Origin of the sequence: Actinocorallia populi, from assembly GCF_002995495.1 — a bacterium.
Lineage (GTDB): Bacteria > Actinomycetota > Actinomycetes > Streptosporangiales > Streptosporangiaceae > Actinocorallia > Actinocorallia populi.
In genome coordinates this window covers 649,397-663,199 of record NZ_PVZV01000001.1, presented here as the reverse complement: position 1 = coordinate 663,199, position 13,803 = coordinate 649,397, and the positions used below count along the sequence as shown (strand labels likewise).

Here is a 13,803-nt window from a genome sequence, read left to right as displayed (position 1 = left end):
CTTGTTCGGCAACAAGCAGGTCGAGACGCTCCCCGACAAGGAGCTGCTCGCCAAGCACGCCCAGGGCGACCCGCGCGCCTTCTCCGAGCTGGTCAACCGGCACCGCGACCGCATGTGGGCGGTGGCCCTGCGCACCATCGGCGACCAGGAGGAGGCGGCCGACGCCCTGCAGGACGCCTTCCTGTCGGCCTACCGGGCCGCCGGCAAGTTCCGCGGCGAGTCGGCCGTCACCACCTGGCTGCACCGGATCGTCGTCAACGCCTGCCTGGACAGGCTGCGCCGCCGCACCGCGCGGCCCACCGTCGCCTTCCCCGACGACGACGTCCTGGACTCCGTCGCCCCCAAGGGGCCCGACCCGACCTCCGCGCACGAGCTCAGCCTGGACGTCGCCGACGCGCTGCAGCGCATCCCCTACGAGCAGCGGGCCGCGCTCGTCCTCGTGGACATGATGGGCTACAGCGTCGAGGACGCCGCCCGGGTGCTGGAGGTCCCGCCGGGAACGATCAAGAGCCGGTGCGCCCGGGGCCGCGCGAGATTGGCGCCACTTCTCGGCCATCTCCGGAACCGGACGGGCGGCTCCGTCGTCGGACCTTCGAACGACTCTCAGGTCCGCGCCGTACCCCGCCAGGCTGGACCATCGGTGCTCGAAGAAGGAGGGAGCGCGTCGTGAGCGGACAACACGTCGACTATGACGTGCTCGCGGATCTCGCCGAAGGGCTGCTGGAAGAGCAGCCCGCGACATCGGTCCGTGCGCATCTGAAAGAGTGTGCGGAATGTCAGGAACGCTCGGCTGATCTGTTGAGCGTCAGCCAGATCCTGGCCGCAGCGCCCATGCCACCCCTGCCGGAGTCCCTCGCGGCCCGGCTGGACGCGGCGATGCTGGCCGAGGCCAGGGAAGGGGCGCCGGTCATCGACCTGGCGGCCCGCCGACGGATCAAGATGCAGCGCGTCTTCGCCGTCGCCGCGGCCGTCACCGTCGTCTCCGGCGCGGGTGTGGCCGTCTCCAACGGGGCGCTGGACGTCGGCTCCGACGCCGGCCCCGCGTCGCTCCTGTGGGGGCGCAGCCCCGTGCCGGTGGCGTCCTCGGACAGGCTCCCGCTGGTCACCAGCGACACCCGGTACCAGGAGGCCACCCTGGCCGCGCAGGTCGAGGAGCAGCTGAACAGGAGCGGGTCCGTACCGGCCGGGACGGTCCCCGACAGGCTGCTGGACTGCGTGAAGTCCGTCGCGGGCGCGTCCGCGCGGGTGCTGCTGGTGGACAACGCCTGGTTCGACGGGCGCGAGGCCACGGTGATCGTGGTGTCCGACCGGTCGGACGGCACGCTCGCCTACGCCGTCGGGGCGCAGTGCTCCGCCCAGGAGCAGGACCTCTTCGCCACCGTCCCGATCCCCGGCTGACCCGCCGGACCCCGCGCCGAGCGGGCCTAACCGACCTCCGCCAGGAAGTCGAGGGCGATCGCCCAGGCCTGCTCGGCGTAGTGCTCGTCGTAGTCCGGCAGGCCGGAGTCGGTGAACAGGTGGCCCGCGCCCTGGTAGCGGAAGATCTCGACGTCCGCTCCGGCCCGCCGCATCTCCAGGTACCAGCTGTTCAGCCAGTCCGACGTCTCGTACAGGTCGGGGTCGGCCACGTGCAGCTGCACCGGCAGCTCCGTCTCCGCGTCCTCGGTCAGGTCCGACGTGCCGTGGACGAGCAGCAGCCCCTTGGCGTTCTCGTCGACCAGCCCGATCGTCTGCGCGACCGCCGCCCCCAGGGAGAAGCCGGCGTAGACCAGCCCGTTGGCCGAGAGCGGCGCCGCGACGCCGACCGCCCGCTCCAGCAGGGCGTCCCTGCCGATCTCCTCGAAGATGACCTTGGCCTCTGCCATGGTGTCCGCGGTGCGGCCCTCGTACAGGTCGGGCACGTGCACCACGTGCCCCGCCTCGCGTAGCCGCGTCGCCGCCTCCCGCACCGCCGGTCGCAGTCCGTACACCGAGTGGAACAATAGGATCTCCGCCACGGCTCCTACCCTATGCGGCCGCGGGCCGCACGATCGGCCGGGAATGAGCGGGCCGTAGGATTCGTTGTCGCCACCGCACGACACAGGGCCACAGAAGTTTGAAGGAGCAGCAGTGAGCACCGACATCCGCAATGTGATCATCATCGGATCCGGCCCGGCCGGGTACACGGCGGCGATCTACGCGGCGCGGGCGGACCTCAAGCCGCTGCTGTTCGAGGGTTCCGTCACCGCTGGCGGCGCCCTCATGAACACCACCGAGGTGGAGAACTTCCCCGGCTTCCCCGACGGCATCATGGGCCCCGACCTCATGGACAACCTGCGCAAGCAGGCCGAGCGGTTCGGCGCCGAGCTCGTCACCGACGACGTCACCGAGGTCGACCTCAGCGGCAACCCCAAGGTCGTCAAGGTGGGCGACGAGTTCCACTACGCCAAGGCCGTCATCATCGCCACCGGCTCCGGCTACCGCGAGCTGGGCCTGGAGAACGAGAAGCGGCTGTCGGGCCGCGGCGTCTCCTGGTGCGCGACCTGCGACGGGTTCTTCTTCCGCGACCAGAACATCGCGGTGGTCGGCGGCGGCGACACCGCCATGGAGGAGGCGATCTTCCTCACCAAGTTCGCCCACGTGACGGTGATCCACCGCCGGGACACGCTGCGCGCCAGCAAGATCATGCAGGAGCGGGCGCTGGCCAACCCGAAGATCACCTTCCTGTGGGACAGCGAGGTCGTCGACGTCCTGGGCGAGAACAAGGTCACCGGCCTGAAGGTCCGCAACATCAAGACCGACGAGATCGGCGAGCTCGACGTCACCGGCCTGTTCATCGCCATCGGCCACGACCCGCGCAGCGAGCTGTTCAAGGGGCAGCTCGACGCCGACGCCGACGGGTACCTGCTGGTGGAGCACCCGACCACCAAGACCAAGCTTCCCGGCGTGTTCGCCTGCGGCGACGTGGTCGACCACGTCTACCGTCAGGCGATCACCGCCGCCGCCAGCGGCTGCTCCGCCGCGATCGACGCCGAGCGTTACCTTCAGGAGGGTTGAGAACACATGAAGGCAGTGACCGACAAGGACTTCCAGAGCGAGGTCCTCGACAGCGACAAGCCGGTCCTCGTGGACTTCTGGGCCGAGTGGTGCGGGCCCTGCCGCATGGTCACCCCGATCCTCGAGGAGATCGCGGCCGAGCACAGCGACAAGATCACGATCGTGAAGCTCAACATCGACGAGAACCCCAACGTCCCGCGGGAGTACGGGATCATGCAGATCCCGACCATGAACGTCTACAAGGGCGGCAAGGTCGTGCACCAGATCATGGGCGCCAAGCCCAAGGCCGTCATGCTGCGGGAGCTGGCCGAGTTCCTGTAGGACGCCCCACGTCGAAGGCCCGCCCGGAGCTCCTCCGGGCGGGCCTCGTCGTTCGGCGGGTCAGTCCTCCTGCGCGGCGTCGGCCGCGGGCGGGGCCACCGGCGGGACCACCGGGGCGGGGGGCGGGGCGGGCAGGTCGACCTCGAACCCGCACCAGCCCGTCCAGGCGCCGCCGCCGAAGTCGTCGAAGCCCTGGAGCCGCCAGCGGTAGTCGCCGTCCTCCTTGAAGGTGCCCGCGGGCAGGGTGATGGTGAAGTTCCGGGGCTCGTTCGCGCCCGAGAACTGCATCTTGGACACCTGTGCGCCCTTGGCGCCGTCGGTCTCCCACTCGACGCGCAGGCCGACGAACCCGCCGTCCGCGTCGGCGGTCGTGCCGGTGAACGTGGCGGTGCCGGTCTGGATCGTCGGAGCGCCCGCGCCGACCTGGCAGCCGCCGCCGTTGAGGGACGCGTTGGCCACGGCCTGCGGCCTGTTCACCGCCGGGTCCCCGAAACCGCCGTCGCCGTCGCCGTCGTTGTCGCTGTAGGCGCGGATGGCGAGCTTGGCGGCGTGGGAGAGCTTGAGCGCCTTCTTCGCCTTCTTCTCGCTGGTGGCGACCAGGCGGAAGCTGAGGCTGTCACCGCCCTGCTCCAGCACCTTGCGGGCGGCCTGGGTGAAATCGAGGTCCAGCACCTTGCCCGAGCACTTCGGCTTGACGGTGCCCAGCGTCCGGGTGGCCTTCGGCTGCTTCTTCCAGGTCGGCTTGGCGGCGAGCGCCCGGGTCTGCTGGACCTTGACGGACGGGACCCCGCGGCGGCAGGCGTTGGGGGACTTGACGGGAACGCGCAGCCGGACCGAGCTGACGATGTCCTCGCTGACCACGTCGGCGAGGTCGATCCGGTAGTAGGCGCGGTGGACGGCGCCGCCGACCCGGCCGACGGGGACGGTGCCCTTCTTCTTGTAGAAGGACTTCTTCTGCTTCTTGCTCGACACGTAGGCCCAGGTGACGTTCGGCGACGCCTTGGCCCGCGCGGCCGTCGTTCCGGACGCCGGATCGGCCTGCGCGGCGGGGGCCAGGAGACTCGTCGACAGGACCGCGACGGAGGTGAGGGCGGTCAGGCGGGCTTTCACGCGGGGACCTCTTCGGGGGGTGGGGGACGTGCCGGGAGCCTACCGGCCGGCCCCGCGAAAAGGGATGGCGCCCGCAGAAAATGATGAGCGGGCCCAGAAGGCCTCAGACGGGTCGCAGAGCGCCTTCGGGGGTCATGGAACCCAGCAGGCGCTCCAGTGCCACCTCGACGTCCTCACGCCACGACAGGGCCGAACGCAGGTCGAGCCGCAGCCGCGGGTAGCGGTGGTGCGGGCGGATCGTCTTGAAGCCGACGGACAGGAGGTAGTCGGCGGGGACCATGCAGCCGCCCTCCTCGGTCTTCAGGTCGCCGAACGCCTCGATCGCCTTGACGCCGCGGCGGGTCAGGTCCTTGGCGACGCCCTGCACGAGCATGCGCCCCAGCCCGCCGCCGGCGAACTCCGGGAGGATGTGCGCGGTCATCAGCAGGACGGCGTCCGCGGAGACCGGGCTCGTCGGGAACGCCGCCGAACGAGGCACATAAAGGGGCGGGGCATAAAGCACGAATCCGGCGGGAATATCATCGACGTAAACGATTTTGCCGCAGCTGCCCCATTCGAGCAGCGTCGCGGAGACCCAGGCTTCCTTCTCCAACTCGGGGGCTCCGGCCTCCACGGCCCGTTCCCGGCTCACCGGGTCCAGCTCCCAGAACACGCAGTGACGGCAGCGGCGCGGCAGGTCGACGAGGTTGTCGAGCGTGACGTTCACAAGGCGACGTGACACCGGGCGCACACCTTCCGTCGTGGTCGGTCCATCAGGCCGCCTTCCCGGTGGACCCGAAGCTTCGTGTCAACCGAAATGACCCCGCAGGCATCGTATCCAATACCGAGCGCCGGGAACCGCGACCCGTACCGTACGGTGGTACCCGGCCCAGCGCCTCATGCAGGAGGAAAGAAAATGGAGACCACCCGCAGCGACTCGCATCTCGACCGTTACGCCGCCCGTGCCCGTGGCATGGTGGCCTCCGAGATCCGAGCTCTCTTCGCGGTGGCATCCCGGCCGGAGATCGTCTCCCTGGCGGGCGGCATGCCGTTCATCGACGCGCTGCCGCTGGACGGGGTGGGCGCGATGCTCCAGCACCTCGTCACCACCCGGGGCGGCGAGGCCCTCCAGTACGGCTCCGCCCAGGGCGACCCGGAACTGCGCGAGCGCATCTGCGACGTGATGGCCCTGGAGGGCATCGTCGCCAGCCCCGACGACGTCACCGTCACCGTCGGCTCCCAGCAGGCCCTCGACCTCATCACCAAGATCTTCGTCGACCCGGGCGACGTGGTGCTCGCCGAGTCCCCGTCCTACGTGGGCGCGCTCGGCACCTTCGCCGCCTACCAGGCCGAGGTCGTGCACGTCCCGATGGACGGCCAGGGCATCGTCCCCGAGGCGCTGCGCGAGACGCTCACGCGGCTGCGCGCCGAGAACCGCCGGGTGAAGTTCCTCTACACGGTGCCCACGTTCCAGAACCCGGCGGGCGTGACGCTGTCGGTGCCGCGCCGCGCCGAGGTCCTGGCGCTGGCCGAGGAGTTCGACCTCCTCATCATCGAGGACAACCCGTACGGCCTGCTGAGCTTCGACGCCCCGCCGCCGCGCCCGCTGCGCGCCGACGAGTCCGAGCGCGTCATCTACCTCGGCTCGTTCTCCAAGACGTTCGCCAGCGGCCTGCGCGTCGGCTGGGCGCTGGCCCCGCACGCCGTCCGCGCCAAACTGGTGCTGGCCGCCGAGTCCGCGATCCTCTCCCACAGCAACCTCACCCAGCTGGCCGTCCGCGAGTTCCTCAAGTCCCACCCGTGGCGCGACCAGGTGAAGGCCTTCTCCGAGCTGTACCGCGAACGCCGCGACGCCATGCTCGGCGCGCTCGAGGAGACCATGCCCGAGGGCACCACGTGGACCCGCCCCGCCGGCGGCTTCTTCGTCTGGCTCACCCTCCCCGAGGGCCTCGACTCCAAGGCCATGTCCCCCCTGGCCATCGCCAACCGCGTCGCCTACGTCCCCGGCACCGGCTTCTACGCCGACGGCCAGGGCCACCGCCACATGCGCATCTCCTACTGCTACCCCGAGCCCGCCCGCATCCGCGAGGGCGTCCACCGCCTCGCCTCCGTCATCCACCAGGAACTGTCCCTCCGCGACACCTTCCGCTGACCCGCCCCCGAACCGCCGTCCGCCCCGCCGGACGGCGGTTTCTCTTTCCCACGCCTCCCCCGACCACCGGCAACGGCCCTCCCGGCACGCACGGCGAACACGAGAGCCGACACACCCGACTGCCGGAGAAGACGTCCTCGGCACGAAACGCGGCCCGACACGAAATCGGCGCATCAGACCGTCCGGGGTGACGCTCCCAGCGCAGACACGCGAAGGACGTGGAGCCGACGCATCAGACCGTCAAGGATGACGCGCCCGGCACGGACGGACGGACGAGCGGGCGGGTGAAGCCAGCGCACCGGAACGCCTGAAGGGGACGGCCCCGCGCAGACACGCGAGAAGGCACGGACCGGATGAACGCACCGGACTGTCCAAGTGACGGCCCTGGCACAGACACGAGGAAAGGCGTGGAGCCGGGCGCGCCAGCCGGTCAAGGTGACGCCCCGACACGAAGTCAGCACACCTGCCCGCCCGAGGCGGCAGCTGCCAACGTGAGCGCGCGACAAGTCACAGATCCTGCACATCACGCCGTCAGAAACGGCCTCCTCAGCATGAGCCGACGCGCCAGACGAACAAGAGTGACGCGCCCGGCACGAACGTGCGGGCGGGCGGGCACGGAGTCAGCACAACGAACCACCCGAGGCGGCAGCCGCCAGCGTGAGCGCGCGACAAGTCGCAGGCCCGGCACATCACGCTGTCAGAAGCGGCCTCCTCAGCAGGGGCGGGCGGGAAGGCGTGGTTCCGGTGCTTCGGGATGTTCGAGGGGGCATGTCCTCGGCGCGGGTGTGCGGGGATGTGCGGAGCAGGTTCGGGGCGGGGAGGCGTAGGGTCCTGTTCCATGGAACGGGTGATCGTGTTGGCCGGTGGCATGTCGTACGAGCGGGAGATCTCGCTGAGCTCGGGACGGCGGGTGGCGGACGCTCTGAAGCAGGTGGGGCTGCAGGTGGAGATCCGTGAGGCGGACGCCGGGCTGCTGCCCCTGCTGATGGAGGACCCGCCGGATCTGGTGTTCCCGGTGCTGCACGGGGCCGAGGGGGAGGACGGCGCCATCCGGGAGGTGCTGGAACTGCTCGACATCCCCTACGTGGGGGCGCGGCCCGACGCCTGCCGGCTGGCGTGGGACAAGCCGACGGCCAAGGCGGTCTTCCGGCAGGCCGGTCTGGCCACCCCCGAGTCGGTGACCCTGCCCAAGACGGTCTTCCACGACCTGGGCGCGAGCGCCGTCATGAAGGCGATCCTGGACAAACTCGGCCTGCCCCTCTTCGTGAAGCCCACCCGCGGCGGGTCGGCGCTGGGCGCGTCGGTCGTCCGGGAGGCGGGGGAGCTGCCCACCGCGATGATCGGCTGCTTCTCCTACGGCGACGTCGCCCTCATCGAACGCTTCGTCACCGGCACCGAGGTCGCCGTCAGCGTCATCGAGGTCGAGGGCGAGCCCACCGCCCTCCCCGCCGTGGAGATCATCCCCCTGGGCGAGCGCTACGACTACACGGCCCGCTACACCGCCGGCCAGACCGAGTTCATCACGCCCGCCCGCCTCTCCCCCGAAGCCACCGAACGCGTCCGCGAGGTGGCACTGACCGCCCACCACGCCCTGGGCCTGCGCCACCTCTCCCGCAGCGACCTCATCGTCGACGCCGACGGCACCCCCCAGCTCCTCGAGGTCAACGCCGCCCCCGGCATGACCGAGACCAGCCTCCTCCCCCTGGCCCTCCACGCCTCCAACCTGACCATCTCCCGCATCCTCACCTCCCTCTGACCCGCCCCACGAACAGCACCCCCCCTCTTCCACGCGAACAGCGGCTCGAAGGCACCCCGCCTTCGAGTCGCTGTTCCACGTGAAACCACCGACAACCGTCCTCCACCTCCATCCGTTCCGCCCTTCCTTCTTCCCAGGCAGCCGACACGGCGGCCCGGCCCCCAGTCCGCCTCTGGCCCTCCTGGACGCCCACGGATCAGTCCGGCCTCTCGGTTCCACGTGAAACCCCCCGCCAGCCGACCCGCCTTGCCGCTTGGCGACCCCTCCGCATCTCACTCCAGCACCAGCCCGGCTTCGGCCTCCGCTGCATCCACAGACCGGCCCACCCTCAGTTCCACACGAACCCCACCGGAGACCAATCCCAAAGGCGGCACTGCCGGTCTGCCCGCCGGTTCGCCGGTTCGCCGGTTCGCCGGTTCGCCGGTTCGCCGGTTCGCCGGTTCGCCGGTTCGCCGACATGACCCCCCTGTCCTCGGTTTCGGTTCCCTGTGAAGCTGCCTCAACAGCCGACTCCAGGAGCAGGAACGCCCGGCTTCACGTATCCCTGTCACCGTGGCCGGAGGCGCGGCAGGGTCTCACGTTCTCTAGTTTTTGTTCCGCGACGTGTCCGAGGAACGTCCGACCCATCTCAATTCCACAGGAAGCGCTCGGGCTGTCGGCCCAGAAGACGGCACTACTCGTCATCACAGATCTCTGCCCGGCAGACCGCCAGCGCATCAATCCGCGCCCACGCCCTGCCCTCGATCCAGCTCCAGCCCCCAATGCCCCATCGATCAGCCCTACCTCGCGGTTCCACGGGAAACCTCTCCAGTGGCGGCTCCCAGGAGCAGCGCCCCTATCGCCAGCCTCTCCCCAGCCGAACGCCAGGGAGTCACTTCCGGCTCCGGCTCCGGCTCGGAGATATGCCTGCTGGGCAAGCTTGCTTTTTGGTTCCACGTGAAACCCCCTCCTGGTCGTTCTGAGGACGGCAGCCGTCGACATCGCATCACCGCCTCCGAGTATCTGATGCAGGGAGGAGCCGCGCTCTCGGTGGCCTCTCTTCCAGGAAGTAGCCGTAGGAGATGTTCGGCTCTGCTCGGTTCCACGTGAAACCGTTCTGCAGTGGTTCCGTGAGGTGGCATCGCCTTGGCGTCGCTCGCATCCGTTCGAGATGACGGCGCGCCCACGGGTTCAGGAGGTTGCGGCTGCTTCGGACGGCAGAATTCCCCTGGCATCTCGGAAGGTGGTCATGCGGCAGAGCTCATGGGCGCCACTCACCGAATCGGCTGGGCCTGAACGGTTTCACAGGAAACCGGCAGAGGGTGGCCGTGTGATGGATCTCGTGGGCTCCACGCATCGGATCGTTTGGCCGAGGCGCGGTTCCAGGGAGCCGACAGGGGCAGCCGTGCAGCGGGCTTCGTGGCTCCATGCACTGTCCACGGAAACCGTCAGGGGCGCGTCACGCGGCAGAACTAAGGGCTGATCCGTAACCGTGGAAGCGTGAGGAACGGCCCGGCTTCGTGGATATCAAAGGAAGAGAAGCTCGACGTCCTTCGAGACACAGAACCGAAGAACGACCATCAGTTGCTGGGCCGCATTGATGTGCGTTCGGGGGACGTCGACCTCGGTCCGCCACTGATCGGCGATCGCCTCCAGACGAGGCAGGATCGCGGCGCACTCGCTGGGCGAGAGTTCGCCTCCGCCGTCATCTGGGCGATCGAGGAGCGGTTCGAGCAAGGTGGAGACATCACTCCAGGGGTGATCTCCGCCGAGGCCTCGCATCTCGGAGAGACTGAACCCCTCAGCTCGTGCCAGCTCCTGCCGGAACGCATCGAAGCCGCTGTAAGACCAGGCGATATCGGGACTGCTGGTGTCTCCGTCTCCCGGGAACAGAATCAGCCCCACGTCGGTCTCCCTCTTGGCCGTCGAATACAGCAAGGATCGGTCAAAACCGGTGACGTCTGCAAGCGAGATGATCCAGAGTGACTGGTGTGATCACGGCGTCAGGGCAGTCCTGAATCGCCCTTTCACCGGGCTGAGCCCCCGCCTATCGACAAGCCGCTGAGCCTGCTGCGGTGTGGTGAGAGTACGAACGCAGTCCGCAAGGGCCGGCCATGGGCCTGCCGTTCGAGGACCGAGTGCTGCTGGTGACGGCTCACCGGCGGACGAACTTGACGATGCGCCGGCTCGCTCCGCTGTCCGGCGTCTCGAAGTTCGCAGCCGACCCCATCACCGACTCACCTCGGACCGATGCTCGCACTCCGGCCCCGCAAGCGGTTCGCCAAGGACACCATGCTCATCGGGGACAGCATCCGGGCGCCCACCCGCGACCACGCCGCCACCGCGCAGTCGAAGAGCTACAGGTACTTCACCGACCACCAAGCCGACATCGACCCATCATCGTCATCGGCCACCCTGCCCGACAGCCGACAACGATCGGGCACCTCGCGCGGAACCAAAGATCATTTACGGAATGATCCTGAGCGGACTCCACACATCGGATCGCTTGGCCTGGACGGAGCCGCAGAAAGCCGAGGGGAGCGGTCGTGTGGTGGATCTCGCGGGCTCCGCGCACCGGATTGTTCGGCCGCCTCGGTTTCACGTGAAACCGGGGGCGGGCGGGGTGGCCGCGGATCGTGGAACGGGGAAAAGACAAAGGCCCTCCGGGGAGGGCCTTTGGGTGGAGGGGCGGGTCAGGCGGGGTCGTCGCCGGGGGCCATGGTGGCGATGATGCGTTCGAGGTCTTCCAGGGTGGCGAACTCTACGACGATCTTGCCCTTGCGGGCGCCGAGGTCGACGCGGACCTTGGTCTCGTAGCGTTCGCTGAGGCGGTCGGCGAGGGCCTCGAGGCCGGGGGCGGTGGGTTTGCGGACGGGGCGGCGGAGGGTCGGCTTCGGGGGGTCCTCGGTCTCGCGGAGGGCGATGAGTTCCTCCACGGCGCGGACGGACAGGCCTTCGGCGACGATGCGGGAGGCGAGGGCCTCCATGGCCTCGGGGGAGTCCAGGCCGAGGAGGGCGCGGGCGTGGCCGGCGCTGAGGACGGCCGCGGCGACGCGGCGCTGGACGGCGGGAGGGAGGTTGAGCAGGCGGAGGGTGTTGCTGATGTGGGGGCGGGAGCGGCCGACGCGGGCGGCGAGCTGCTCGTGGGTGGCGCCGAAGTCGTCCAGGAGCTGGCGGTACGCGGCGGCCTCCTCCAGCGGGTTCAGCTGCTGGCGGTGGAGGTTCTCCATGAGGGCGTCACGGAGCAGGTCGTCGTCCGAGGTGTCCCTGATGATGGCGGGGATCTTGTCCAGACCGGCCCGCTGGGACGCGCGCCAGCGCCGCTCCCCCATGATCAGCTCGTAGCGGGCGGACTCCAGGGCCGTCCCGGGCGCCAGCTCGCGCACCACGACCGGTTGGAGCAGGCCCACGATCGAGATCGAGGCGGCCAGTTCCTCCAGCGCCTCCTCGTCGAAGTGGGTGCGGGGCTGGCGCGGGTTGGGGGAGATCTCCTTGACGGACAGCTCCGCGAACCGTGCCCCGTCCACCATGTCGAGACCGGCTCCGCCGGTCTGGTCCGCGGCGTGCTCCGGCGCGGCCGCCGCGACGGGTGCCGTCGGGATCAGCGCGCCGAGGCCCCGGCCCAGGCCTCGTGGCTGACGTGAAGCGCTCATTCTCGACCCCCGTAGACGTGCACGTACTCGGCGAAGCTCACGAAGCCACCTCTGCCCAGCGGTGGGCGATCTCCGAGGCGGCTTCGCTGTAGGCGAGGGCTCCGGTGGAGCCCGGATCGTAGGTCATGACGGACTGCCCGTAGCTGGGCGCCTCCGACACCCGGACACTGCGGGGGATGAGCGTCTTCAGCACCGTCTCCCCGAAGTGCGACCGCACCTCCTCGGCCACCTGCGCGGCGAGTCGGGTGCGGGCGTCGTACATCGTCAGCAGGATGGTGGAGACGTTCAGCGTGGGGTTGAGATGCGAGGTCACCAGGTCGACGGTGCCGAGCAGCTGGCTGAGCCCCTCCAGCGCGTAGTACTCGCACTGGATCGGGATCAGCAGCTCGTCCCCGCCGACCAGCGCGTTCAGGGTGAGCAGGCCCAGCGACGGCGGGCAGTCGATCAGCACGTAGTCGAAGCGGCTCTTGTCGTAGTCGTCCAGGGCGCGCCGCAGCCGGGACTCGCGGGCCACCTTGGAGACCAGTTCGATCTCCGCACCGGCCAGGTGGAGGGTGGCGGGGGCGCAGTAGAGGTTGGGCAGCTCCGGCGAGGCCATGACGATCTCGGCGAGCGGCCGTTCCTCGATCAGCACGTGGTACATGGACGGGACGTCCGCGTGGTGGTCGATGCCGAGCGCGGTGGAGGCGTTGCCCTGCGGGTCGAGGTCGACGACGAGCACCTGCGCCCCGTGCATCGCCAGCGCCGCGGCCAGGTTGACCGACGTGGTGGTCTTGCCCACCCCGCCCTTCTGGTTGGCGACGGTGATCACCCGGGTCTTCGCCGGGCGGGGCCACTCGTTGTCGCCCCGCTGGGCCATCACCTGCCGTGCGGCGGCCGCGGCCCGCGCGACCGTGCTCTCTCCGGTGCCGGGAGGCGGAACCAGTGTTTCACGTGAATCCACGGCCTGCTCCGTCTCCATGCGCGGCGCGACAGACGCCGTCTCGGCTGTCCCTTGCATGCTGAACGCGTGGCCTGATGACGGCTCCACCGCGGACTCCTTCGTCGAAGAGAGGGGCTCAGCCGCTCGTCGGCGACCGGTCACCCTTCCGCTTGCTCCTTCTGCCTCCGCGCTCGGGGATCTGTTCGGCGACGAGCCGAACGAGCGTCGTCGGCGGATCGACCTTACCCTGCCCTACCAGGAGGAGCTCAGCCCTGCGTACGCCGAGCTTGCGCAGGACGGGCTCCGCCTCGGCCAGTTCCTGTGCCGCGCGCTCCCCCTTGAGGGCCAGCATCTCACCGCCGACCCGCAGCAGGGGCAGCCCCCAGGTGGCCAGCCGGTCGAGCGGGGCGACCGCCCGCGCCGTCACGACGTCCACCGCGTAGTCCTTGGCGACCTCCTCGGCGCGTCCCCGCCGGACGGTGACGTTCGTCAGGCCGAGCTCCTCGACCGCCTCGTTGAGGAAGGTGGTGCGCCGCAGCAGCGGTTCCAGCAGGGTGATGTCGAGGTCGGGCCGGACGATCGCCAGCACCAGGCCGGGCAGCCCGGCGCCGGAACCGATGTCGATCACCGAGGCTCCCTCGGGCACCGCCTCGCTCAGCACCGCGCAGTTGATCACGTGCCGTTCCCAGAGGCGGCCCACCTCGCGGGGGCCGATGAGCCCGCGCTCCACTCCGGCGGTGGCCAGCAGGCGCACATACCGTTCGGCCACGGGCAAGGCCGCGCCGAAGACCTCCTGTGCCCGCGGCGGTACGGCTTCCGGCTGCTCAGTCATCGGTTCTTCCCCACAGTCAACGATGGTTCCACATGCGCCGCGCGCCCGCGAAACCCGACGCCG

Annotated in this window: 13 protein-coding genes and 1 pseudogene; 7 read left to right on the top strand and 7 right to left on the bottom strand. The window is 69.8% G+C overall.

What is annotated here, in order from left to right; translation table 11 throughout:
* The first annotated feature begins 1 nt into the window (after position 1).
* A complete protein-coding gene (gene sigM / locus C2865_RS03330) occupies positions 2 to 670 on the top strand; it encodes an RNA polymerase sigma factor SigM (RefSeq protein WP_232835317.1) in 669 nt (222 codons plus the stop codon).
* Between the two features lie 128 nt (positions 671 to 798).
* On the top strand, positions 799 to 1,398 hold the full coding sequence (locus C2865_RS03325) for a hypothetical protein (RefSeq protein ID WP_106396765.1): 600 nt from the start codon (positions 799 to 801) through the stop codon (positions 1,396 to 1,398).
* A gap of 26 nt (positions 1,399 to 1,424) precedes the next feature.
* Here the strand turns inward: C2865_RS03325 and C2865_RS03320 are convergent, their stop codons facing one another.
* A complete protein-coding gene (locus C2865_RS03320) occupies positions 1,425 to 1,997 on the bottom strand; it encodes a dienelactone hydrolase family protein (RefSeq protein WP_198652863.1) in 573 nt (190 codons plus the stop codon).
* 112 nt (positions 1,998 to 2,109) lie between these two features.
* Here C2865_RS03320 and trxB point away from each other — a divergent pair, with 112 nt between their 5' ends.
* Positions 2,110 to 3,036: a thioredoxin-disulfide reductase gene (gene trxB, locus C2865_RS03315; RefSeq protein ID WP_106396764.1), complete on the top strand. Its 927-nt coding sequence runs from the start codon at positions 2,110 to 2,112 to the stop codon at positions 3,034 to 3,036.
* Between the two features lie 6 nt (positions 3,037 to 3,042).
* Entirely contained in the window at positions 3,043 to 3,357 is a 315-nt protein-coding gene (gene trxA / locus C2865_RS03310) for a thioredoxin (protein ID WP_106396763.1), read from the top strand.
* 60 nt (positions 3,358 to 3,417) lie between these two features.
* Here the strand turns inward: trxA and C2865_RS03305 are convergent, their stop codons facing one another.
* Entirely contained in the window at positions 3,418 to 4,467 is a 1,050-nt protein-coding gene (locus C2865_RS03305; RefSeq protein ID WP_106396762.1) for a DNRLRE domain-containing protein, read from the bottom strand.
* A 103-nt stretch (positions 4,468 to 4,570) separates the two neighbouring features.
* Positions 4,571 to 5,188, bottom strand: a complete 618-nt coding sequence (locus C2865_RS03300; RefSeq protein ID WP_106396761.1) for a GNAT family N-acetyltransferase — start codon at positions 5,186 to 5,188, stop codon at positions 4,571 to 4,573.
* 174 nt (positions 5,189 to 5,362) lie between these two features.
* On the opposite strand from C2865_RS03300, the gene C2865_RS03295 reads away from it, so the two are divergent.
* Entirely contained in the window at positions 5,363 to 6,598 is a 1,236-nt protein-coding gene (locus C2865_RS03295; protein ID WP_232835316.1) for an aminotransferase-like domain-containing protein, read from the top strand.
* Between the two features lie 838 nt (positions 6,599 to 7,436).
* Positions 7,437 to 8,354 (top strand): D-alanine--D-alanine ligase family protein, encoded by a 918-nt coding sequence (locus C2865_RS03290; RefSeq protein WP_198652862.1) that lies wholly within the window; start codon positions 7,437 to 7,439, stop codon positions 8,352 to 8,354.
* 1,506 nt (positions 8,355 to 9,860) lie between these two features.
* Here the strand turns inward: C2865_RS03290 and C2865_RS03280 are convergent.
* Complete coding sequence (locus C2865_RS03280) at positions 9,861 to 10,238, bottom strand: hypothetical protein (protein ID WP_106396758.1); 378 nt, start codon at positions 10,236 to 10,238, stop codon at positions 9,861 to 9,863.
* Positions 10,239 to 10,315: 77 nt separating this feature from the next.
* Between C2865_RS03280 and C2865_RS40495 the strand changes: the two are divergent.
* Positions 10,316 to 10,727 (top strand): annotated as a pseudogene (locus C2865_RS40495) (IS5/IS1182 family transposase); the annotation flags it as partial.
* A gap of 299 nt (positions 10,728 to 11,026) precedes the next feature.
* Here C2865_RS40495 and C2865_RS03275 read toward each other — a convergent pair.
* The 3 genes from C2865_RS03275 to rsmG all read right to left on the bottom strand — a co-directional run bounded on the left by C2865_RS03275 (position 11,027) and on the right by rsmG (position 13,740).
* Positions 11,027 to 11,986, bottom strand: a complete 960-nt coding sequence (locus C2865_RS03275; protein ID WP_106396757.1) for a ParB/RepB/Spo0J family partition protein — start codon at positions 11,984 to 11,986, stop codon at positions 11,027 to 11,029.
* A 37-nt stretch (positions 11,987 to 12,023) separates the two neighbouring features.
* Positions 12,024 to 12,845 carry a ParA family protein gene (locus C2865_RS03270; RefSeq protein ID WP_232835417.1) on the bottom strand — a complete coding sequence of 274 codons (822 nt, stop codon included), beginning with the start codon at positions 12,843 to 12,845 and terminating at the stop codon, positions 12,024 to 12,026.
* 199 nt (positions 12,846 to 13,044) lie between these two features.
* The gene (gene rsmG / locus C2865_RS03265) at positions 13,045 to 13,740 is read right to left on the bottom strand and encodes a 16S rRNA (guanine(527)-N(7))-methyltransferase RsmG (protein WP_106396755.1); all 696 of its coding nucleotides are present in this window, start codon (positions 13,738 to 13,740) and stop codon (positions 13,045 to 13,047) included.
* Positions 13,741 to 13,803: the final 63 nt, after the last annotated feature.